Origin of the sequence: Paraburkholderia fungorum (genome assembly GCF_046027215.1) — a bacterium.
GTDB classification, from domain to species: Bacteria; Pseudomonadota; Gammaproteobacteria; order Burkholderiales; family Burkholderiaceae; genus Paraburkholderia; species Paraburkholderia fungorum_D.
The window spans coordinates 1,787,993-1,810,437 of record NZ_JAQQEN010000002.1; the positions used below are offsets into that span (position 1 = coordinate 1,787,993).

A 22,445-nucleotide genomic window follows, 5' to 3' on the forward strand; every position below is an offset into this window, starting at 1 on the left:
GGATGGTCGTCGGCGGGGCGTGAATCACAACCCGGCCGACGAAAGGGGACGATTACGAATTGAAGAATCAATTGAGATCAACGGCGTTTCATCTTGATCACGCGCGAGATCTGACCAGGCGTAAAGCCGGTGTCCTCCACATACTTTGCGTAGTCAACCGGAGCGGTAAGCGATTCGTCAGTGACGTACTCGCCTACGTACCGGAAGCGGTCGGTTGCCGTTCGGATAAAAACAGGAATCGGATTGCTCTGTCGCGCAAGCGTTCGACCAGCCGCACGTGCAGCGGCGCTGCCATCGCAGACAATGATATCCGGGGCAAAGGGATTAAGATCTTGCCGCAATCGCGCGGCGACGACCTTTCCACCTTTCACCGGGAGGAACGCCTGTTTGCATCCGCCCGTCACCCTGTGAATCTCTTCCCGAGAATATTCTTTTCCAGTTTCAAACATGATTTTGCTCCCAAGAATGACGCCTGTTGTAAAGCAGCGGCGTCAAGCGGAGCGATCATATCGACCTTCATCTAAATCCATTGTAAAAAGCGCGAGCTTGTTGATAAACGCGGCATGCGAATTGAGAGGAACAGCCGGTTGATCCGTCACGCAGTGCTCTTTATAAAACGTATAGTTTGCATAACGATCTATATCGGGTGAGCTGGGCGACGACACCAGCTCACCCGAAGATCTGCCAGCGAAGGCGTTAGCCGAACAGCTTTGCCGCCGTCTTCGCCACCAGTTCGCCCTGGTGGCGTGCGCCGGTCAGATCGATCTCGCTTGGCTGGCGCGACCCGTCGGTGGAAGCGATGGTGGTTGCGCCATAAGGCGCGCCGCCGACGATCTCGCTCATGTTCATCTGCCCCTGATGGCTATAAGGCAGGCCGACGATAATCATACCGAGATGCATCAGGTTCGTGATGATCGAAAAAAGTGTGGTTTCCTGTCCGCCATGCTGAGTGCCAGTCGATGCGAACGCGCCACCCACTTTGCCGTTCAGTGCACCACGCATCCACAAGCCCCCGGTCTGATCGAGGAAGGCTGCCATCTGCGACGACATGCGACCATAACGGGTGCCGGTACCTACAACTATCGCATCGTAATTCTCGAGGTCGGCGACCGTTGCGACCGGCGCTGCCTGGTCGAGCTTGAAATGCCCATTTTTGGCGACCTCTTCAGGCACAGTTTCCGGCACGCGCTTGACGTCGACCTGCGCACCCGCGCTGCGGGCGCCCTCCGCGATAGCCTCGGCCATCTGCTCGATATGTCCGTACGACGAATAGTAGAGAACAAGAACCTTTGCCATCGCAATCTCCTTAGTGTGATGAAGCGGGCCATCAAGGCGCCGCACGGGTGCAACAGGTGTCCTGCCAGGACGACCCCGGGTCGTCCGGTGCGTCGTTATTGTGAGGTACCCGCGGCGGGCAACTCGCGACGGTTGTCAGAGCTGAATGCGCCTGCTCCATAAGCCACGACCTGGATCAATCCGCCGGCCATCGGGAAACAGCTTGGCCGGCCGGACAATGGGAGTGGGCACTTCGGGTAGATCGGGGCTGGGTGTCATGACAATTTCCTTCTGGAAATGACATGCCTGAAGGTTACACGCTGGCCAATCCCAGGGGAAGCCTATATGTTTCGATGGAACCCTTCGTCTCGCGTTATGGATCCCCGGCGACGAACGTCTGCGCACGACTCGTATTGCAATACCATCGCTACAGGTGCGACCGCCGTCCAATGATTAAAAATAACGACACAATCTATAAACACCATCACCAACGCGTTGCTTTCGATGCAAACTCCGATGCCGGACTAGCCAACGGAGCGGGTCTTTGCCCGCATCTTGCCCGGCCCATCTCAACCGAAGTCGGTCGTGGCAATTTGAAACCGGGTTGGTCGACGGTACTCCGACGCCTGGCGCGAGTCTCCATGGCGCATTCGCGTCTTCGACCACGAAGGGAAAGAAGTGCGGAATTTTGTCTTCGCGATCAGACTAAAGTTAATCCTGCCATTCGGCGCCTGGGCGACACTGATGTTGGCGCTCGGACTAGCGTGCACAGTTGAGCTATGGCGCCTCGATGCGAATATCGCTTCGCACGATCGCCTGCCTATGACAATTCTTGCCGTGGTGGCGTCTTTGGGATGCGCCTTCGCGATCTACTGCGGCCTCCATCTGCACCGTGTCGTCTGCGGGGGATTGAACCGTATGGGGATGAGATTCGAGGAAATTGCGACTACCCTCGATCTGTCAAAGCGGACTGCAAGTCCGAGCATGGACGAATTCGGTCGGGGGGGCGTGTCATTCGACAAACTGATGCGTCGCGTAGCTGAGACGGTATCCGCCGTGCGTTTAGCGACTGATTCAGTGTCCACATCTACACGTGAACTCGCTGCGGGAAACCTTGAACTTTTCCCTGCGCTTCCATTACCGGCAAGACTGCCGCGATCCCGTGCAAAACGCTGCGAATGTTAACGTCGATCATCTGATTCCACTCGTCGACCTTCAGCGACGAAAGCGGGGACAGCGGCATGACAGCCGCCAGCTTCGACCAGGCTGTGTCTGCTGCGAAGCTTCGATTCGAATCCGCTCACGGTCATTCAAGCAATCATCCAGCCTGAGCTTTCGAACGAATTAACTTTAGTCGGCAAGATGAACCGAATACAAATCTACTAACCATTCGATAAAAATGTCGACCCGCTTTGGCCTGCTGTCCGCGCACATACTGCCTCTGTTGCAACGACCCGGATGGTGCGCTCGGGCCGCATAGCCTGCTCAATGTGATTACCTACTGCAGCAGCGATTACACAGCGTAATCGTACACTCCCCGCCCGGTTTTGCGGCCTAGCCGTCCTGCCGCAACCAGTTCGCGCAGTAATGAACACGCGCGATATTTTGGGTCACCGAAGTCTCGTACAAAAACTTCCATCACGGACAGGCATACATCGAGCCCGATAAGATCGGCAAGCGCGAGCGGCCCGATCGGATGGTTCGCACCAAGCTTCATGCCTTCATCGATTTCGTGGGCGGTCGCGACACCCTCGTTCAACACAAAGAACGCCTCGTTGATCATCGGAATCAGGATGCGATTCACGACGAAGCCCGGCGAGTTCCGCACACCAATCGGTGATTTGTCGATACGTTCGGTGAGCGTCCGGACAGCCGCCGCTGTTTCATCGCTCGTCTGCAGACCCCGAATGATCTCGACGAGCGGCATCATCGGTACAGGGTTGAAAAAATGCATGCCGACAACGCGCGACGGATCAGCGAGTTGCGCGGCGAGCGCGGTGATCGAAATCGACGACGTATTCGTCGCGATGATCGCGTCCGGCCGCGCGGCCGCCTCAATCTGTTTGAGAATGCGTCCCTTCAGTTCGACGTTCTCGGTCGCCGCTTCGATAACGACATCGACCGAAGCAAGCTGAGCGTAGTCGACCGACGTCACAATGCGCTCAAGTGCCGCCTTTTGCGTTGCCGCGTCGAGTTTGCCTTTGGCCACGAGCCGCTCCAGGCTGGATGCCAGCGCCGCGCGTCCCTTGCTGAGGGCAGCGTCGCTCACGTCGATCATCACGACGTCAAACCCGGCTACGGCCGCGGTTTGTGCGATTCCGCTGCCCATCGTACCGGCGCCTACTACGCCAATCGATTTAATATTCATGAGTGCCCCTGGTTTAGATCCTTGCTCGTCGCTCACTGAAGGTTTTCGAAGATCGCCGCGATCCCCTGTCCACCGCCAATGCACATCGTGACGAGCGCGTACCGGCCGCCGATCCGTTTGAGCTCGTAAAGCGCCTTGACGGTGATCAGCGCACCTGTGGCGCCGACGGGATGGCCGAGCGAAATGCCCGAACCGTTCGGATTGACCTTGCTCGGGTCCAGCCCGAGTTCCTTCGTCACCGCACACGCTTGCGCAGCGAACGCTTCGTTTGCCTCGATCACATCGAGCTGATCGACGCGGAGACCGGCTCGCTCAAGCGCCTTGCGTGTCGCCGGCACCGGACCAATCCCCATGAAGGCCGGATCGACCCCCGCATGCGCATACGACACGAGCCGCGCGAGGGGCTTCGCGCCGCGCCGCTCGGCAACGCTGCGCTCCATCATGAGCACGGCTGCCGCTGCGTCGTTGATACCCGACGCGTTGCCGGCTGTCACCGTGCCGTTTTCCTTGACGAATACCGGCTTGAGCTTCGAGAAATCGTCAGCGCCTGCGTCGTGGCGCACATGCTCATCGGTGTCGAAGAACGCTTCGCCTTTCTTCGTGCGCAGCTTGACCGGCAGAATTTGATCGCGGAATCGACCCTCAGCGATGGCATGCGCCGCGCGTCGATGCGATTCGAGCGCGAGTGCGTCCTGCTCATCACGCGAAATGCCGTACTCGCGCGCAACGTTCTCGGCCGTCACACCCATATGAATCGTCTGAAACGGGTCGTGCAACGCGCCGAGCATCATGTCGACGAGCTTCCCGTCGCCCATGCGTTGCCCGAACCGTGCGCCCGGCAAGGCGTACAACGCACGACTCATGACCTCGGCCCCGCCGCCGATCGCGACATCCGCATCGCCCAGCAGAATCGTTTGCGCGGCCGAAACGACAGCCTGCAGGCCCGAGCCGCATAGGCGGTTCACAGTCAGCGCTGGCACATGCTGCGCCACGCCGCCGTTGATCGCCGCGACGCGCGCGAGGTACATGTCCTTCGGCTCTGTATGAACCACGTTGCCAAACACGACGTGCCCCACTTCATCGCCTCTGACATTCCCGCGCGCCAGTACTTCTTGCACGGTCATCGCGCCCAGTTCGGTCGGAGAGAAATCCTTGAGACCGCCGCCAAAATCACCGATCGCAGTCCGCACCCCGCTCACCACCACAACTTCACGCTTTGTTTCGCTCATTGATCTGCTCCAGTTCGTTATGCGCCGATTACATATTCGGATAGTTGGGTCCGCCGCCGCCTTCCGGCGTCACCCATACGATGTTCTGCGTCGGGTCCTTGATGTCGCAGGTCTTGCAATGCACGCAGTTCTGCGCGTTGATCTGCAAGCGGTCTTTATCTGCATCGTCCTTCACGTATTCATACACGCCCGCCGGACAGAAGCGCGCTTCCGGTCCTGCATAGGTGTGCAAATTGACGGCGACGGGCACGCTCGCATCCTTGAGCGTCAAGTGCGCGGGCTGATTCTCTTCATGGTTGGTATTCGATATGAAGACGGAAGACAGCCGGTCGAAGGTCAGCTTGCCGTCAGGCTTCGGATAGATGATCGGCGCACACTGAGCGGCGGGCTTGAGTGTCTCGTGATCCGCATGGCGGTGATGCAGCGTCCACGGCACTTTTCCGCCCAACAGCTTCTGTTCGATGCCAACCATCAGCGTGCCGAGGTATAGGCCCTTGCCCATCCATTGCTTGAAATTGCGTGCCTTATGCAGCTCGCCGTGCAGCCAGGAATGTCTGAACGATTCCGGATAAGCCGCGAGTTCGTCTGACTGCCGCCCGGCCTGCAACGCGTCGAATGCGGCATTGGCGGCGAGCATGCCGGTCTTGATCGCCGCGTGCGAGCCCTTGATGCGCGACGCGTTGAGAAAGCCCGCGTCGTCGCCGACGAGTGCGCCGCCTGGAAAAACCAGCTTCGGCAACGACATCAGACCGCCTGCGGCAATTGCCCGCGCGCCGTATGACACCCGCTTGCCGCCCTCGAGGAAGGGGCGAATCGCCGGATGCGTCTTGTAGCGCTGAAATTCCTCAAAAGGAGAAAGATAGGGATTCGAATATCCCAGGCCGACGACAAAGCCGACCATCACCTGGTTGTTGTCCATGTGATAGAGAAACGAGCCGCCGTAGGTGTCGGTCCCAAGCGGCCAGCCCGCCGTGTGGATCACGAGACCAGGCTTGTGCTGCGCGGGATCGATCTCCCAGAGCTCCTTGATGCCGAGGCCGTAGACCTGCGGATCGACGCCTTCGCGCAGGCCGAAGCGTTCCGACAGTTGCCGCCCGAGGTGCCCGCGTGCCCCTTCGCAGAAGAGCGTGTACTTCGCGTGGAGTTCCATGCCGAGCTGAAAGGCTTCGGTGGGCTGGCCGTCACGGCCCACGCCCATGTTGCCGGTCGCCACGCCCTTGACCGAGCCGTCATCGTGATACAACACTTCGGCGGCGGGAAAGCCCGCGAAGATCTCGACGCCCAGTGCTTCGGCCTGCTGGCCCAGCCAGCGCGTCAGGTTCGCGAGGCTGATCACGTAGTTGCCGTGGTTCCTGAAGTTATCCGGCAGCGCCCAGTTCGGGACGGTGCGCGCGCCTGACTCCGACAGAAACAGAAAGCGGTCTTCGGTCACGGCGACATCGAGCGGCGCGCCCAGGGCTTTCCAGTCGGGCAGGAGTTCATCGAGCGCGCGCGGGTCCATGACGGCGCCCGACAGGATATGCGCGCCGATCTCTGAGCCTTTCTCCAGCAGGCAAACGCCAAGCTCGACGCCTTGCTCGGCCGCACGCTGTTTCAGGCGGATTGCAGCGGCCAGTCCAGCGGGTCCCCCGCCGACGATCACCACATCGTATTCCATCGATTCCCGCGGACCGTATTGCTGAGTCAAGCTCGCTGCCGCCTCTGCGCGGGCAGTTTCCAACGTCATACCTCCTCCTTCTTTCAGTCTCAGGACACGCGTGCGCGTCAGAATTGCGCTTCGTTTAATGCAACAGCGGATCGTCGCCGCGCGCGAACACGCTGGCCGTCTCAAGCCCGCGGGCTTGCGCCAGTACGTAATCGGAGAAGCCGTGCGCGGTCGCGATCTTCGCCTCGTAGAATGGCGGGCTTTCGGCCCTTGTCCACGAGCGCCTGCTGTTCAACGCCCTGCGGCTGAAAATGTTGATCTGTTGCAGGGGATGGTATCAATGGTCCCGGATATTCCCGTTATCGAAATCTGCCCTTTCACTGACATAATCTGCCAATTGGCCGAAAGGGGTCGGCTACGGTCCTCTGCGTGACGCCCGGTTTTGGAGTTCATGCGTACGGCGGCGTCCGGCAAAGGTCGGCCATGAGCAGGTATCGGCATCGCATCAGCAAATTGACTGCTTTCGACGCAAGAGCAGTCAGTGCGCCGGAGCAACGGGAATGCGCATGCAACGGCAAGGTGAGACTCGACGAATGCCCCTCGACCGCGTGGCTCGTAGATTCTATTTATAACGACGTTGTACGCCTACGGCGCAGTTGCGTGCGCGACCCTTCCGTACGCGGTAGACCGAGCCTTTCGCGAAGTCGCGGTGCGACGAAATCGATAAATGCGCGCAGCTTCAGCGGAATCTGTCCCTGCGCCGCGTACATCAACGTGACGGGCTTTGGATCAGGTTCAAACGCTTCGAGAAGCGTGACGAGGCGGCCGGATTTTACGTGCTCGTCTATCTGGTACGACACAACGCGTGCAATACCCGCCGCCTCGACAGCGGCAACCAGCGCCCCCTCCACCGTGCTCACGACAATCCGGGAAGGTACCTCGATCTTGCGCGACTCGCCGTTTGTCATAAATTCCCAACTGCTGCCGCCGGCGTACGCTTCGTATGTCACGCAGTCGTGTGCGAGGAGATCTTCAGGCTTACGCGGCTTTCCGCGCCGTTTTAGATAGTCTGGACTGGCACACAATACCTCGCGATGCACTCCGACGCGCGTTCCGATCAAGCTGCTACTGGGTTGTTCGCCTATCCGCATTACAAGATCAATGCGTTCTTCGAGCAGATTTACGAGCCGGTCCGTCAGCTGCACCCGCATGCGAATTTGTGGAAACGCACGTAGAAACTCGACGATCACCGGCATGATGTGGATGCGGCCCATGATCGGCGGCACGCTGACAACGAGCTCTCCCTGCGGGGCGTGATATTCGCCGGAGGTCGTACGCTCGATTTCCGCGATCTCCTCCATCACTCTTCGGCACGACACTACGTAGCCATGCCCGGCTTTGGTCAGCGTCAATCGTCGAGTGCCACGCACCACCAATTGAACGGTGAGGTGCGCTTCCAGCTCTGATATTCGTCGGCTGATCGTTGCCAGAGGAATACCGAGTCTACGACTCGCGGCGGAGAGACTCCCGTGATCTATCGCCGCCAACAAAATGCCCATCGCCTCGAGCCGGTCCATGGCCTTCCACCAATGAAAGGGTAGTTCCCAATTCTACCGGCTACTCAAAGGGTCAGGGAACGCCTAAATTCTGTGTCGTAGCTGCAGGGCACTTGTCGGTTGCTTCTGCATCCGACGGGTCGATCCGCGCGACCGACGCTGAGCGTTGGCTGCGCACCTCTTGCAGCGCGATGGCCTATGCGCAGAACCCCCAGCGACGAACGTCAGGGCGTCAGATTGCTGACGCATGCAGAAGCCCTCACGCAACCGCATTTCTCCAATTGGGCAATCGCACATGGTCATCAATGCTTTCTCCTTTATGTCGATTGTATCGGCGCTGCGCGCGTGGCGATCGAAGCGACACTGGCTGTTCTCGGTCAAGGTCTTTGGCGCCGCCATGTCTGCGCTATATATCGCGTTGGCGCTTGGCCTGGATCACCCGTATTGGGCAATGGCGACGGTCTATCTTGTTTCGAACCCCCTCGACGGCGCCACACGCTCGAAGAGCGCCTATCGAGTCGCAGGCACGGTGTTAGGCGCAGTTGCGGCCGTCGTATTGGTACCACCGCTGGTTAATGAACCATTAGCCCTAATGGCTGCCATCTCGTTCTGGACGGCGACGCTGCTCTATCTCTCCTACATGCAGCGTGGCCCGCGAAGCTATGTGTTCCTCCTGGCCGCCTTCACGCTGCCAATCGTGGCATTGCCGACGGTGACTGACCCGACTGCCGTGTTTGACATTGCGTTGGTGCGTGTGGAGGAAACGGTCATCGGCATCGTTTGCGCGAGTTTGGTCGCCAGCCTGGTTTTCCCAGCCCGTGTGGCGTCGGTATTGTGTGCACAGTCGCAAACGTGGCTCGACGACTCAGCGATGTGGATTGATGACATGGTGTCCGGCGTTGCGCAAAACGTCACGCGTCACAGCAGTCGCCAGAAGCTGACGGCCGATCTCGGTGCAATTGAGCAACTCATCAATCACCTCTCGTACGAGGCGGGCAATCTGACTACGGTCGCCAGCGCGCGGGCGCTTCATAGCCGGATGACCATGCTACTTCCCGTGCTGTCCGCACTGGCGCAAGCCGTGAGCGCGCTGCGCGCAACGCGTGACGGGATGCCACGGGCACTCGCGATGAGAATCGCGGCGCTCGATACGCGCGTGACGGTAGAGGCACGCGTAGCGCAACACGATTCCAGCGTTCCTTCCTGCGTTGACACGAGCGGCCATTCAGGCGCGGACCGTTGGTACGCCGACCTGGTCACGACGGCAGAGCGCCACCTCGACACGCTCGCTGATCTTTGGCATGACTGCCAGACCCTGCAACAACGCATCGGCAACGACAAGGTCAAGGGCACGACGCCGAGCTTGCGCTATCGCGTCGAATCGACCACGCGCATCTATCACCACGATCACATGCTGCTGCTGTTTCAAGCGGCCTCAGCGGGACTGGCCATATTTTGCGTAGGCGGATTCTGGATTCTCTCGGGTTGGGAGAACGGCGCAGGCGCGGTCGGCATCGCGGCATCGACGATCAGCCTCCTCTCCGCTGTCGATCAGCCCCGCAGGGTGGCACTGCGCTTTGTGGGCTGGAGTGCATTCTGCCTGCTGGTGGTGTGGTTCTACCTGTTTACGGTATTGCCTTGGGCCCATGATTTCGAAATGCTTGTGGCATTGCTCGCGATTCCGTTCGTCGTCGTCGGCGCCTTGATTGCGCGCCCGGGTTTCAACCTGTATGCCGTGCTGTTGTCGGTGAATGCGGTCTCGTTTGCAAACGCGCAAACACTCTTCGACGTGCATTTCGATGATCTCTTCAACACGAGTCTGGCGATTTTCGCGGGAATGTCATTCGCGCCGCTTTGGTTCGTCATGACGCGTCCATTCGGGCAGCACATTGCAGCGAACCGTTTGATTCGAGCGAACTGGCGGGATATTGCGCACGGCGTCGATCAGGGCGGATGGGTTGCGTCTGCGCTGCTGCGTGCTCGCATGTTCGACCGATTGGCGCGGCTCGTCCCCATGCTATCCAACGGGCAAGAAGCGCCTTCCTACGACGGTTTCGTTGGGGTCCAAGTGGGCTTCGACACGCTGGCATTGCAACGCGATGCGGCAGACATGGCGCCGCCGACACGGCGCGCCGTGCAACGCGTGCTATCCGCCCTCGCCATTTACTCAAGGCGTCGAAAGAGTCGAGGGAGTCCGACCGAGGCGCCCCGCGCGCTGGCCGCACGCATCGATGCGGCGTGCCATTCCCTCGCCGTGGCAGCGACACCTGGCGCGCGCGAGGCTGTGGCTGCGCTCGTGGGACTACGCCTGACGCTATTCCCGAATACTCGGCCTGGAGACACAGCGCAGGCTTGCGATGCCAGGTGAAATCGACATCTATGGTGTGTTCGTACCGACGCTGTTGGTACTGATGCTAGCGGCGTTCGGCTTGACCTCGATTCTGCGGGGACTGTTGGTGCGGTGCGGCCTTTACCTACGCGTCTGGCACCGCTCCTTGTTCAACGCTTCCCTCTACATCATCGTGCTCGGCAGCTTGCTGGCGCTTGCACAGAGAATCTCACTATGAAACGCATTGTTTTTCATCTCAGCCCGGTCTTGCTCACGCTGGTGGCCCTGGGCATCGCTGCATTCGTCGGTCTGCATATGTGGCGCTACTACACGACCGCACCGTGGACCCGTGATGGCCATGTACGGGCCGATATTGCCGAGGTCGCCCCCGACGTATCGGGCTTAGTAAGCGAGGTATATGTCAAGGACAACGCGCCGGTGCAACGCGGACAGGTGCTTTTCGCTATCGATCCGCAACGATTCAATCTTGCGCTGCGCCAGGCCGAGGCGACTGCCGCTGACCGACGTGCCGCATTGGCCGAGGCCCGCCGCGAGGCCGTGCGCAATCGTTCGCTGGTCGACGTGGTCGCGCGCGAGACGGTCGAGGCTACGCAGACGCGTGTCGAACAGGACGAGGCCGCGCTCGCGCAGGCCGAGGCCGCCGTCGACGTTGCACGCCTCAATCTCGAACGCTCGCGCGTCGTCAGTCCCGTGAACGGCTTCGTCAGCGACCGCATGCCTCGCCTCGGCGATTACGCCAACGCCGGCAAGGCGGTGCTGTCGGTGGTGGACAGCGATTCGCTGTACGTCGAGGGGTACTTCGAGGAAACCAAGCTGCCGTGCTTGCGTGTCGGCGACCCGGTCGATGTGCGCATCATGGGTGAACACATGGAGTTGCACGGTCACGTCGAGAGCATTGCCGCGGGCATCGAGGACCGCAATCGGAGCGCTGGATCGAACTTACTGCCGAATGTGAACCCGACTTTTAACTGGGTCCGTCTTGCGCAACGTGTACCGGTTCGTGTGATGCTCGACAACGTGCCTGCCGGCGTGCTGCTGGTGTCGGGGCGCACGGCCACAGTCAGTGTGCGCGGCACGCGTGCGTCAGCCGAGACAAGCAACAGCGAGGCACGGTTATGAGAATCCACTTCTGGTTCGCTCGTGCCGCCGGCTTGGCGATGCTCGCGTCGTTGGTCGGCTGCGTGAGCGTCGGCCCCGACTATCATGTGCCGGCCAATGCAGTTGTCCGATCGCCGTCTGCCAATGGCACTCTGCATGGCGCCGACGATCCGGCGATCTCACTCGCTCCCCTGCCGGATGACTGGTGGCGGCTCTACGACGATCCGAAGCTAAATGAATTGGTGCAACAGGCTTTGCATGCCAACACGGATCTGCGTGTCGCCGCCGCCAACCTGCGGCGTTCTTTTGCGAACCTCCAGGAGGTTAAGGCGGAGCATCTAGTGCAGGGCGATGTTTCGGCTCAAACGGGTCACCAGCAATTCTCCGGCGAGGCTTACCTGAGCGATGAGAAAGTCCCAGTGTTGAGTGTTGGAAGCTACGGCATCTCGGCGTCCTATCTCATCGATATTTTCGGCAAGCTCGAACGCGCGGACGAGGCGGCGCTCGCTGCGGCGCAGGCCAGCCAGGCCGCGCTCGACTCGGCCCGCGTGATGGTGGTGTCGCAGACCGTCCTTGCCTATGTGCAGGGTTGCGCAGCCACGCATGAGCTTGAAGTGGCCGAGCACCAACTCGCGCTACAGGAGAGCGCCGTGGCGTTGACGCGCAAACTGGTGGACGCCGGCCGCAACCAGCCGGCAGAGTTGCCGCAAGCCCTCTCGCAAGCGGAAACCTTGCGCGCGGGCCTGCCACAATTTCGTGCCGAACAGGCCGCCGCCGCATATCGGCTTTCCGTCATGTTGGGACAGCCGCCGGGCGCTTCGTCGTTACCGCAGGCCGAGTGTCGCGAGGAGCCCAGGCTGACGCAGCCGCTTCCAGTGGGCGACGGGGCCGCCCTTCTCAAACGGCGCCCGGATATTCGGCAGGCCGAGCGCGATTTAGGGTCGGCTACCGCGAAGATCGGCGTGGCAACGGCGGATCTCTATCCATCGATTCGCCTCGGCGCCACCGGCGGTGTCACGGGTACGTTGGCCGATCTGGGCATGGGTAGCACACGCCAATGGAGTTTTGCGTCGGTGGTGACGTGGAACTTTCCGACTAATGGCGCCCGAGCTCGCATCCATGGCGCGGAGGCCGGCAGCGATGCGGCGCTCGCCCGATTCGATGGCGTCGTGCTGAAGTCTCTGGAGGAGACTCAGACCGCGCTGGCACGCTATACCAACGAGCTCGGCCGCAATCGCTCGCTGCGCGATGCGCGCGACCAGGCTCAGGTTGCCGCTCGTGAACAGCGCAGGCTTTACCAAGGGGGACGCGTGCCCTATCTGATGAGTCTCGACGCTGACCGCACGCTCGCCAATGCGGAAGCGGCGCTCGCCAACTCGGACGCGCAAGTGGCGTTCGATCAGGTGAGCGTATTTCAGTCGCTGGGTGGTGGATGGCAGTCCAGCGACCCATCAACGCACGACGCACAGGCTGAAAGTGTGCTTCGACAAACTTCGGCAGAGGCGCTTCCGACAACGCCTGGAGGTGTGCCACAGCATCGCGAATGACCGCTTTCAGCCGTCACCTGCTTCGAAATGAACTCGGCCTGCACCTTTGCCAGCAACGACCGCCCTTCCGCGAGAGTCAGGCCCAGTTCGACAAGCCAGCAGTCAGGGCGCTCAATCACAGCTAGAACTCCGTCACGTTCCTCGAACGTATCATTGTCTCCGTCGGCCAACCTTGATTCGATGATCAACCGCATGGCTTGCTTCCACCGTTGCGAGGTGCGCTCTACGCCCAACGCTCCTCAAATCATATCCTTCAGGTGCCTCACGATAGCCGCTGTCACGGCCATCTTGCCGTGCTCCGCGCGCTCCAGCATGCCCACGATTCGCCTCGCATCTGTCTGGGGCAACGGCATCACCCGCAACGCGTCATCGCGCGTCCACGACGAGCGCCGCAGCAGCGGCACCACCGCGACGCCGATCCCCTGGCGCACCAGTTCCGCAATGCCTTCCAGCGAGTTGAGCTCCAGAAATTCGTTCACCTTCAGGCGCTGCTTGCGTATTGCGCGATCGATGACCACGCCGGTTCGCTGCGTCCGGTCAAATCGCAGGAATCGCTGCGACTTGAGCAACTCGGACACCGATCCTGGAGCCATGGTCGCATTGGCGAGCAGCACGAGCGGTTCCGAATAGATGGGTGTCCATTGCACGCTGGCTGGCCGGCGCCCAACCGTGTCGATGATTACGGCCGCATCGATCTCGGCCGAGTCGACGCGCGCGGCAAGGTCAACGGATTTTGCCGCCATGATCTTCAGATCGAGATTCGGCCGCGAGATCTTCAGATGCGCTGCGGCCTCGGCAAGCGCGCCCACGACCGATTCGACGGCCCCGATGGAGACCGGCCCGACGTCTTCTTCGAGGCCGCCCGCCGTCATCCGCATGGCGTCATACAGCGATAGCAACTGCTGCGCATGCGGCAACAGGCTTTTGCCCATCGCATTCAGCATCACCTTGCGCCCACAGCGATCGAACAGTTCGTGTTTGAACTCCGTTTCGAGTGCGCGCATCTGCATGCTGACCGCCGATTGCGTGAGCGCCATCTGCTCGGCGGCAACCGCAAACGAACCGTAGCGTGCCACGGCCGCGAAGGTACGGAGAAAGCGTAACGTGCTCAAGTCAACCTCGACGACACCGGAAACGAATGCGTCCGCAACTGATCGGACACGATTGATACATCAAAAATTTTGAAGCGAATAACAAGAAATTTTAGCTTTCTTTGATGATAACGGCTATGGACAATGAGCAGTCGAAAGACGAATCGGTATCAGGCACACGGCATGGCAGTGACCCTTTTGCGTTTCGGTGCTGACGGGGCCGCTTGATTCACCCAGAAAACAGACTATTGGCCGTGCTCAAGGAGACATAAATGGATGTACCCGTTCAACGAGGCGAATCTGATGCGATGTCTCTCGCTCCCACAGGCACGAGGCCGTTCGACGCGCGCGTGATTGTCGTTGCAACTATCGGCAATGCGCTCGAGTGGTTTGACTTCACCGTCTTCTCGTTCTTTGCCGCGATCATCGCGAAACAGTTTTTCCCGAGCGACAACGCCACCGCCTCGCTGTTGGCGGCCTGGACGACCTTCGGTGTGGGCTTCCTCACGAGGCCGCTCGGCGGCATCATTCTCGGCAACTATGCCGATCGTCACGGGCGTAAATCCGCACTGGTGATGACGATTTCGTTGATGGCGGCCGGCGTGGGGATCATTGCATTTTCGCCGACCTATGCGCAGATAGGCATCTTTGCGCCAATCCTCATGCTGATCGGCCGCTTTCTGCAAGGCTTTTCCGCTGGCGGCGAAGTGGGAAGTGCAACAGCGTTTCTCGTCGAACATGCACCGGTGGAACGGCGCGGCGTCTACGGCAGCTTTCAGATGATCAGTCAGGCGTGCAGCATGCTGCTTGGCGCACTGACCGGCGTGGCCCTGACCCAGTTTCTGAGTCCGGAGCAACTCGACCAGTTCGGCTGGCGCATTCCATTCATGCTCGGATTGCTGATCGTGCCGGTGGGGCTCTATGTGCGTTCGAAGCTTGATGAATCGCCAGTTTTCAGGCATCAGACGAAACGGTTTCCGACGGCAAAATCGCCGTTCCTCGAATCAGTCGTGATTCACTGGCGAGCGATTCTCGCCGGGTTTGGTCTGACGGTGTACGGCACGATCGGCACCTACATCTTCTATTACTTCATGCCGAGCTACGCGACAAAGACGCTGGGCATCCCGTTCTCCAGCAGCGTCATTGCTTCGTGCTGCGCGGCCATTGCTTATATCGCCTCGACGTTCGCTTCGGGGCATATCTCGGACGCTGTCGGCCGCAAAAAACCAATGATGGTCTCTACCGTTCTGAGCCTGCTGGTCTCATATCCGCTGTTCGTGCTGCTGACAGGCCATCCGACACTGCCTGTGCTGATTCTTGTCCAGTGCTGCCTGATGGCATCGCTCGGTCTCTTTCAGGGGTCGTACTGTGCATTCGTGTGCGAACTGTTTCCGGCGCATGTGCGCTCGACGGGCATGGCCATTGGCTACAACTTTGCCGTAATGATATTCGGCGGTTTCGCAGGCGCGATTGCGACGCTGCTCATCAAGGTGACCGAAGACAAACTCGCGGTCGTCTATTACGGGCTGTTCGGCTGCGTCGTCGGATTTGTCACGATTGCACTGCTGAAGGACCGCTCGAAGCAACCCCTGATTTAGCCGGTCAAACGAATCCCTTCTCAAGAAAGCAGGAACACTTATGAAAATCATTCCCGAGATTACTCAGGCTCAAACCGAGATCCAGGCCATTCGTCGCGACATTCACGCGCACCCGGAACTCTGCTACGAAGAGAACCGTACCGCGGACGTCGTCGCTCAGAAGCTCGCGTCCTGGGGAATCGAAGTCACGCGCGGACTCGGCAGGACAGGCGTGGTCGGCGTGCTGCGCAACGGTTCCAGCCGCAAGGCGATCGGCTTGCGTGCCGATATGGACGCACTTCCGATCCAGGAGCTCAACACGTTCGCGCATGCGTCCCAGCACACCGGCAAGATGCACGCGTGCGGCCACGACGGCCATACCGCCATGCTGCTCGGCGCGGCGCAATATCTTTCCCAACACCGGAATTTCGATGGCGCCGTCGTGTTCATCTTTCAGCCCGCCGAGGAAGGCGGCGGGGGCGCAAAGGCCATGATTGAAGACGGACTCTTCGACCGCTTTCCGGTCGATGCTGTGTTCGCGCTTCACAATTGGCCAGGGATGGCGGCCGGCGAATTCGGCGCGCGGGTTGGCGCGACCCAGGCCTCGAGCAACGAATTCCGCATCCAGGTGAAGGGTGTCGGCGCGCACGCAGCCATTCCGCACAACGGCATCGATCCGGTATTCACCGCGATGCAGATCGGCACGGGCCTGCAAAGCATCATGACGCGCAACAAGCGTCCGATCGACGCAGCGGTCCTGTCGATCACGCAGATCAACGCGGGCGAAGCCGTCAACGTGATTCCCGATACCGCGACGCTTGCCGGCACGGTGCGCACGTTCTCGGTGGACGTGCTGGACCTGATCGAAACCCGCATGAAGCAGCTCGCCGAAGCGACGGCGCTCGCCTATGGCTGCAGCGTCGAGTTCTCGTTCAGGCGCAATTATCCTCCGACCGTCAACACGGAGAAGGAAACGCATTTCGCATTGGGCGTGATGCAGGATATCGTGGGCAAGGATCGAGTGGAGACGAACATCGATCCGACCATGGGCGCCGAAGACTTCTCGTTCATGTTGCTCGAGAAGCCGGGCTGCTACGCGTACATCGGCAATGGTCACGGCGACCATCGCGATCACGGTCATGGTCTTGGCCCCTGCATGCTGCATAACACGAGTTATGACTTCAACGACGACGTCCTGGCGCTCGGTTCGACCTACTGGGTGCGCCTCGCCGAATCGTTCCTGACGCCCGCGTAAGTGTCAGGCCGCCCGCAGACACACGTCTCACGAGGAGAACCGATGAACGGATCACAGTATTTCCAGCGATCTTATGCGAACGCCCGGGAACGCTACAGGCAGGCCGCTGAGGCTATCCAGACACGCGTGGAAAGGCACGTGATACCGGGGCACCGGGGTCTCGAAGGCGAAGACCTGTCGACCGATATCGTGCGACTCGGCCCCGCCATGGCCCGGCGAATGCTCGTGCTGACATCCGGCACACACGGGGTCGAGGGTTTCTGCGGGTCGGCAGCGCAGATTGCGTTGTTGCATGACCGACCGCTACAGGCGTTACTCGACAAACTGAATGTCGCGATCCTGGTGGTCCACGCGATCAATCCGTACGGCTTCTCGCATTTGAGCCGCACGAACGAGGACAACGTCGATCTGAACCGCAACAGCATCGATTTCTCTCTGCCCCGGCCGGCCAATCTCGCCTATGACGATCTGCGCGCATTGCTGGTGCCGTCGAGCTGGCCGCCGTCGGACGAAAACGCGGCGGCCATTGCGGACTACATCTCACAACGCGGTGAACAGGCCTATCAGCAGGCTCTTACAGTGGGACAATATCAGCATGCCGACGGTATGTTCTTCGGGGGCCATCGTTCTGTCTGGAGCACGCGGATATTGCAGACGGTGTTCGAGCAGCATGGCACAGCATGCGACAGCATTGGCTGGATCGATTTTCATACGGGACTGGGCCCGTACGGACACGGCGAGAAAATCTGCGTGGGGCAGCTCGGTAACGGTGAACTGCAGCGCGCCCGCGACTGGTGGGGCGCCGACGTGACGAGTCCGCTGGACGGCACGTCGGTTGCGGCAAACGTAGCGGGACCTGTGCTCGACACGCTGCGCCGGACCTGCACGCATGCCGACACCACGGCGATCGCAATCGAATACGGCACGATTGCGCTCGTCGACATGTTGCACATGCTGCGTGCCGATGTCTGGCTGCGCCAGCATCCCCAGGCGGAGCAGCAGCAGATTAACGCGATCCATCAGGCTATTCGCGCAGCTTTCTACTGCGATGACGACGCATGGCGGGGGATGATTCTCGGACAGGCGCGCACGGCGATTCTGCAAGCTGTCATGGGGCTGTCGCGCGAATCGGCGAGCGGCGGGTCAACGTGATCGCGGTGTCGGGATGCGAGGCACTGATGGTGGCGTTCCATCTGATCGGAGCTGGTCAAATGGCCGCTTTCGGAAAAGGGGCAACAAGAGACGGTCGCACCATCCTATAGCGGCCGTTCGCGAGCGTTGTGCGCGCGGGGGGACGCGTCGGTCCACCCAAATATGACCCTCGCCGTTACCACACATCAAGCGTTGAATAATTCTGCACGTACAGATCTCTGCGGGGAGCGGGGAGCAATCCCCGTCGCTAGCGCAACCGGCCAGGCGTCGCCGTACTTCATTTCATGCCGGGTGGCGGGAAGAACGCGAACAATGCCAGGCGCACTATCGCTCGCCAAGTTCATGAATGAGATCAACAAAAGCGCGAAGTCCCGCTGGTAGCTGCCGCCCAGGGGGATAGTAGAGCGCCAGACCACGGTAGCTGGGCGTCCAGTCCTGCAGCACGCGCACAAGCCGTCCAGCCGCCAGGTCGTCACGCACATACCAATCGGAGAGATAGGCCAGGCCCGTACCGCCTAAGGCGGCTTCACGCATGAGGCCCGGGTCGTCGAGCGTGAGTGGCCCGCTTACCTCGATATTCATTGGTTCGCCATGACGGGAGAACTCCCAGCGCGACGGCGCACCACTGGGAAACCTGGCCCGTACACAGGGGTGCCCGGCAAGGTCGGCCGGTGAAGTCGGGATCGGGAAGCGTGAGAAGTGCTCAGGCGAACCCACCACCGCCATCCGGAGATCACCGTCGATCGGGATGCGGACCATGTTTTGCGGCACCGTCTCGCTCAGGCGAATCCCCGCGTCGAAGCCCTCGGCCACGATGTCGACCATTTGCCCCTCGGTCACGATCTCCACCTTCATATCGGGGTAGCGGCTCAGGTACACCAGCACGATGGGCGCAAACACCATGCGGACTGCGCCCAGCGAGGCGTTGATGCGGAGCGTGCCAATAGGCGAAAGGCGATGGAGGGTAGTTTCCTCCATGGCGCCGCGAATCTCCGACAAGGCCGGCCCGATTCGGGCCACGAAGTGCTCGCCAGCCTCGGTCAGCGAGACACTACGTGTGGTCCGATGAAACAGGCGAACGCCGAGTCGCGTTTCCAGTCCCGCAACAGCGTTGCTCAAGGCCGTGGTCGAGATGCCGAGTTCATTCGCTGCGCGGCGAAAGCTCTGGCAGCGGGCAACAGCAAGTGCGGCCTCTAAGCCGACTAACCCAGATTTCTGCATTATCCCGATTTTCGAATCAAAATATCAACTTTTATCTATCTTATCAGAACAATTAGGACGGCATAAGCTGCGTGCACCACCTCCGGATAGTCCGGGAAACACAGGAGCGAGCATGCAAACCATCCACGAGACCTACATCGACGGCACCTTCGTGACATCGCACGGCACCGAGACCGTTGAAATCATCAACCCGACCACCGAAAGGCCTCTCGCACGCGCGACCCTCGCCGATGCCCAGGACACGCGTCGCGCCATCGCTGCGGCAAAAAGGGCGTTGCCGGCGTTTGCGCAAACAACAGTCGGCGAGCGCCTCGCCATGCTGAAGCGGCTGCACGCTGCCGTCCTGAAATGCAGCGATGCACTGCGCGATGCGACGATTGAAGAATATGGCGCGCCTGTTTCACGGGCCACCTGGATCTCTCACTTCGCGGCGCAATCATTTCTTGACGCCGCAGTGACGCTGGAGGCCTATGACTTCACCCGCGTGATGGGTACCTCAACCGTAGTGATGGAACCTGTGGGCGTTGCTGCCCTCATCACTCCGTGGAACAGCACTGCCGGTTCGATCTGTAGCAAATTGGCGATGGCCATCGCCGCAGGTTGCACGTCCGTGATCAAGCCAAGCGAGCTGAGCCCGATACAAAACAGGATCGTGACGGAAGCAATTCATGCGGCAGGGCTGCCGGCAGGCATCGTCAATATCGTCACCGGACGCGGCGACGTCGTGGGCGCAGAATTGAGCACGCACCCGGATGTCGCCAAGATTTCCTTTACTGGCTCCACGGCGGTGGGCAAGATCATCCAGCGCGCGGCGACCGACACCATGAAGCGTGTCCACCTTGCCCTGGGCGGGAAATCCCCGTCCATCATCCTTGACGATGCGGACCTGACGAAGGCAGTTCCGCTCGCGCTCAATGCGGCGTTCATGAACAACGGGCAGGCATGCATCTCAGGGAGCCGATTGCTGGTACCTGAGCGGCGCCTGGCAGAAGCGATCACGGTGATGAAAGAGACGGTGGCGCAGATGAAGGTGGGCGACCCGGCCGATCCAACCACCGTCATTGGACCCCTGGCCAATCGCAACCAGTACGAACGCATTCAGAACTACATCAGGCTCGGTCTCGCCGAGGGCGCTACGCTTATCACGGGTGGCGAGGGGCGTCCGGCGGGGCTAGAGCAAGGCTATTTCGTCAAGCCGACGGTATTTGCCGATGTGCGCAGCGAGATGACCATCGCACGTGAGGAAATCTTCGGCCCCGTTCTGTCCATCCTGACATATGGCAGCGAGGAGGAAGCGATCGGCATGGCCAACGACACGGTGTTTGGCCTGCACGCCTACGTCATGTCGTCCGATCCGGCACGGGCAAAGGCTGTGGCGACAAGGCTGCAGGCTGGTCGAGTGATGATCAACACGCTACAGCACGATCCTTTGGCACCGTTCGGCGGATTCAAGCAGTCGGGCGTCGGGCGCGAGTACGGCGTGCTTGGTCTGGAATCGTACCTGGAGGCCAAGACGTTGCTTGGGGTGTCGTGAAGCCCTGGCGAAGAGCCGTGGCCGCAGGCGCTCCATGCTCGCAAGCGGCCTCACTGCTCTTCTCGTAGCGTATGAGCATTTTGACGTGCATCCCATTGGAAGGCGTACGCGCGTTTCGCGCGCCACCTCAACGGTCCAGACCAAATACTTGCAAGGTCGACTCTCCAGCGCGCAGCCTCGTCAGAATTTCCCTCTCCGCCGCCTCACGTTTCTCGGCGGCAAGAAGCACCTCACTAATCCGCTCATTGGGGATAGAGACCACTCCGTCAATGTCACCTACGATCAGGTCGCCAGGACTCACGAAGATGTCACCCATCAGCACAGGCTTGTTAAGCCATCCCGTCGCACCAAAATCTTTCCCGGTACCGCGGATGCATAAGCCTCTTGAGAAAACAGGAAACCCAACTTCCTCAAGCAGAGCACCATCTCTCACGCACGCATCTATGATCAGGCCGCCCAGTCGGGCCACCATTCCTGCGGTCGACATGACCTCGCCCCAATATCCTGCTTCATAGTGGCCGCTCGCATAGACGACCAGGATATCGCCCGGGCTGGCCGCCTTGATGGCTCGATGAATCCACAGATTGTCGTTCGGCGGGCAATGCACAGTAAAAGCCGGCCCTGTCAGCCTGAAACTGGCGGCTGTCGGCTTGATCGACGACGGTAACGCCCCGATCCGGCCTCCAGCTTCGTGAAGTGTCGCCGAGCCGAGCCTCGCGGCTCGTTTGATCTGGTCTGCAGGGAGAGCTACCGCTTTGCGCACCGGGATTGACGTATCGGCGAACGGAACGTGTTCGTCACTCATGCTGAGTCCTTCAAAGACTGAAGACGGTGGTACCCAAACTGGCGGCGAGCCTCGTCTAGCCGGGTACCCTCTCGTGCGAGAGCGCGAATTGCGTCTTCGGCACGCGAAATCTCCTCAGCCGCATCAAGGATGGCGTCCTCATGGGCGCAGGGTAGGACCACTACACCGTCCGCATCGCCGCGCACGAGGTCACCTGGCGCGACGCGCACCGATCCAATTGAAACAACGACTCCAGTGGCCTCCACCTGCACACGATCCTTGCCCGTTCGCATCCAATGTCCGCGAGAAAACACCGGGTACGCATTCGGGCCGCTTAAAGTCTTTGCTGCATATCACAACGCAAAAATCACAGGTCTGGTTGATAGGGACGTTTATTCGCTATCGGCCAACTATCAATTCAGCGTTGCGACAATGCTTTCTTTCGGTGGCGCTCACGCTCACGACAGGTCTGGCATGGGCAATGGAGGTGACCAGGTTGGCCTGATGTACTGGTATTTCGTCTCGAAGCGTACCACCCTGTATGCAAGCGCCGCATTCCTGGACAATCACAATCACGCAACTTTCACGATTAACGGTGCTCCGGTGGGGATCCCGGTGGCATACCCCGGTGCCAACCCTAGAGGCATACAACTAGGTATCCAGCATCGGTTCTAATGATCGGCCGGTGCTCCATGCAAGGCCGTCTTCAGACAAAACTCGCCTGAAAATCGAGCTCGACTTCACATTAGCGCCACTACTTGCA

At 60.3% G+C, this 22,445-nt stretch carries 18 protein-coding genes and 2 pseudogenes; 9 read left to right on the top strand and 11 right to left on the bottom strand.

Annotated features, from left to right (window positions below; translation table 11 throughout):
• Nucleotides 1-77: 77 nt before the first annotated feature.
• The 7 genes and pseudogenes from PQR27_RS28545 to PQR27_RS28575 all read right to left on the bottom strand — a co-directional run bounded on the left by PQR27_RS28545 (nt 78) and on the right by PQR27_RS28575 (nt 8,094).
• A complete protein-coding gene (locus PQR27_RS28545) occupies nt 78-449 on the bottom strand; it encodes a hypothetical protein (protein ID WP_408526942.1) in 372 nt (123 codons plus the stop codon).
• 247 nt (nt 450-696) lie between these two features.
• Nucleotides 697-1,296: an NAD(P)H:quinone oxidoreductase gene (wrbA, locus tag PQR27_RS28550; RefSeq protein ID WP_408526943.1), complete on the bottom strand. Its 600-nt coding sequence runs from the start codon at nt 1,294-1,296 to the stop codon at nt 697-699.
• A gap of 1,099 nt (nt 1,297-2,395) precedes the next feature.
• Nucleotides 2,396-2,527, bottom strand: a pseudogene (locus tag PQR27_RS28555) (SDR family NAD(P)-dependent oxidoreductase); the annotation flags it as partial.
• 261 nt (nt 2,528-2,788) lie between these two features.
• Entirely contained in the window at nt 2,789-3,643 is an 855-nt protein-coding gene (locus PQR27_RS28560) for a 3-hydroxybutyryl-CoA dehydrogenase (protein ID WP_408526944.1), read from the bottom strand.
• A gap of 32 nt (nt 3,644-3,675) precedes the next feature.
• Nucleotides 3,676-4,872, bottom strand: coding sequence for a beta-ketothiolase BktB (gene bktB / locus PQR27_RS28565; RefSeq protein WP_408526945.1), 1,197 nt, complete (start codon nt 4,870-4,872; stop codon nt 3,676-3,678).
• 28 nt (nt 4,873-4,900) lie between these two features.
• Nucleotides 4,901-6,598 (bottom strand): electron transfer flavoprotein-ubiquinone oxidoreductase, encoded by a 1,698-nt coding sequence (locus PQR27_RS28570; RefSeq protein ID WP_408526946.1) that lies wholly within the window; start codon nt 6,596-6,598, stop codon nt 4,901-4,903.
• Nucleotides 6,599-7,143: 545 nt separating this feature from the next.
• Nucleotides 7,144-8,094 carry a LysR family transcriptional regulator gene (locus PQR27_RS28575; protein ID WP_408526947.1) on the bottom strand — a complete coding sequence of 317 codons (951 nt, stop codon included), beginning with the start codon at nt 8,092-8,094 and terminating at the stop codon, nt 7,144-7,146.
• Nucleotides 8,095-8,368: 274 nt separating this feature from the next.
• Here PQR27_RS28575 and PQR27_RS28580 point away from each other — a divergent pair, with 274 nt between their 5' ends.
• Genes PQR27_RS28580 through PQR27_RS28595 form a run of 4 tightly spaced genes read left to right on the top strand, consistent with a single transcriptional unit; the run spans nt 8,369 to nt 13,068 of the window.
• The gene (locus tag PQR27_RS28580) at nt 8,369-10,441 is read left to right on the top strand and encodes an FUSC family protein (RefSeq protein WP_408526948.1); all 2,073 of its coding nucleotides are present in this window, start codon (nt 8,369-8,371) and stop codon (nt 10,439-10,441) included.
• Complete coding sequence (locus PQR27_RS28585; RefSeq protein ID WP_408526949.1) at nt 10,431-10,640, top strand: DUF1656 domain-containing protein; 210 nt, start codon at nt 10,431-10,433, stop codon at nt 10,638-10,640. Before PQR27_RS28580 ends, PQR27_RS28585 begins: the two co-directional genes overlap by 11 nt.
• The gene (locus PQR27_RS28590) at nt 10,637-11,542 is read left to right on the top strand and encodes an efflux RND transporter periplasmic adaptor subunit (protein WP_408526950.1); all 906 of its coding nucleotides are present in this window, start codon (nt 10,637-10,639) and stop codon (nt 11,540-11,542) included. The genes PQR27_RS28585 and PQR27_RS28590 overlap by 4 nt, the downstream gene beginning before the upstream one ends.
• On the top strand, nt 11,539-13,068 hold the full coding sequence (locus PQR27_RS28595) for an efflux transporter outer membrane subunit (RefSeq protein WP_408526951.1): 1,530 nt from the start codon (nt 11,539-11,541) through the stop codon (nt 13,066-13,068). The genes PQR27_RS28590 and PQR27_RS28595 overlap by 4 nt, the downstream gene beginning before the upstream one ends.
• 239 nt (nt 13,069-13,307) lie before the next feature.
• Here PQR27_RS28595 and PQR27_RS28600 read toward each other — a convergent pair whose 3' ends face one another.
• Nucleotides 13,308-14,180, bottom strand: a complete 873-nt coding sequence (locus PQR27_RS28600; protein ID WP_408526952.1) for a LysR family transcriptional regulator — start codon at nt 14,178-14,180, stop codon at nt 13,308-13,310.
• Between the two features lie 251 nt (nt 14,181-14,431).
• Here PQR27_RS28600 and PQR27_RS28605 point away from each other — a divergent pair, with 251 nt between their 5' ends.
• Genes PQR27_RS28605 through PQR27_RS28615 form a run of 3 tightly spaced genes read left to right on the top strand, consistent with a single transcriptional unit; the run spans nt 14,432 to nt 18,143 of the window.
• Nucleotides 14,432-15,757: an MFS transporter gene (locus PQR27_RS28605; RefSeq protein ID WP_408526953.1), complete on the top strand. Its 1,326-nt coding sequence runs from the start codon at nt 14,432-14,434 to the stop codon at nt 15,755-15,757.
• Nucleotides 15,758-15,797: 40 nt separating this feature from the next.
• Nucleotides 15,798-16,991, top strand: a complete 1,194-nt coding sequence (locus tag PQR27_RS28610; RefSeq protein ID WP_408526954.1) for a M20 aminoacylase family protein — start codon at nt 15,798-15,800, stop codon at nt 16,989-16,991.
• Between the two features lie 42 nt (nt 16,992-17,033).
• A complete protein-coding gene (locus PQR27_RS28615) occupies nt 17,034-18,143 on the top strand; it encodes a M14 family metallopeptidase (RefSeq protein WP_408526955.1) in 1,110 nt (369 codons plus the stop codon).
• A gap of 324 nt (nt 18,144-18,467) precedes the next feature.
• Here PQR27_RS28615 and PQR27_RS28620 read toward each other — a convergent pair whose 3' ends face one another.
• Nucleotides 18,468-19,364: a LysR family transcriptional regulator gene (locus PQR27_RS28620; RefSeq protein WP_408526956.1), complete on the bottom strand. Its 897-nt coding sequence runs from the start codon at nt 19,362-19,364 to the stop codon at nt 18,468-18,470.
• 112 nt (nt 19,365-19,476) lie between these two features.
• On the opposite strand from PQR27_RS28620, the gene PQR27_RS28625 reads away from it, so the two are divergent.
• Nucleotides 19,477-20,898: an aldehyde dehydrogenase family protein gene (locus PQR27_RS28625; protein ID WP_408526957.1), complete on the top strand. Its 1,422-nt coding sequence runs from the start codon at nt 19,477-19,479 to the stop codon at nt 20,896-20,898.
• A 127-nt stretch (nt 20,899-21,025) separates the two neighbouring features.
• Here PQR27_RS28625 and PQR27_RS28630 read toward each other — a convergent pair whose 3' ends face one another.
• Both PQR27_RS28630 and PQR27_RS28635 read right to left on the bottom strand, forming a co-directional pair.
• Nucleotides 21,026-21,703, bottom strand: coding sequence for an RraA family protein (locus PQR27_RS28630; protein WP_408526958.1), 678 nt, complete (start codon nt 21,701-21,703; stop codon nt 21,026-21,028).
• Nucleotides 21,700-22,002: pseudogene (locus tag PQR27_RS28635) on the bottom strand (RraA family protein); the annotation flags it as partial. The gene PQR27_RS28630 and the pseudogene PQR27_RS28635, both read right to left, overlap by 4 nt.
• Between PQR27_RS28635 and PQR27_RS28640 the strand changes: the two are divergent.
• Nucleotides 21,938-22,357, top strand: coding sequence for a porin (locus tag PQR27_RS28640; protein WP_408526959.1), 420 nt, complete (start codon nt 21,938-21,940; stop codon nt 22,355-22,357). The pseudogene PQR27_RS28635 and the gene PQR27_RS28640 overlap by 65 nt on opposite strands.
• The last annotated feature ends 88 nt before the right edge of the window (nt 22,358-22,445 follow it).